Origin of the sequence: Corynebacterium sp. UMB0012 (assembly GCF_030216265.1) — a bacterium.
Lineage (GTDB): Bacteria > Actinomycetota > Actinomycetes > Mycobacteriales > Mycobacteriaceae > Corynebacterium.
Genome location: NZ_JASOKQ010000151.1, coordinates 1 through 235 on the forward strand (window position 1 = coordinate 1; position 235 = coordinate 235).

Genomic DNA, 235 nt, shown 5'->3' on the forward strand with positions numbered 1-235 from the left:
AATCATAAGAGATGGGGAAATTCCATGCCTAATCAATATGAAAAACTAGTCGAGCAGCAAGCACGTTTAAAACAAAAAATTGAGCGGGAAGATTTTAAATTACGGCAATCTAAATACTATGAAAATCGGCAAGCCCGTAAAGCCCGTTCTCGCCGACTAATTCAAAAAGGAGCCTTACTCGAAAAATACTTTCAGGCTGATAACTTATCAGTCGAACAAACCGAAGAACTTTTAA

At 37.4% G+C, this 235-nt stretch carries 1 protein-coding gene; it reads left to right on the forward strand.

Annotated elements, in window-relative coordinates; translation table 11 throughout:
* Window positions 1-24: 24 nt before the first annotated feature.
* The coding region (locus QP324_RS12240) for a hypothetical protein (RefSeq protein WP_369184363.1) at window positions 25-235 on the forward strand (211 nt) is incomplete at its 3' end.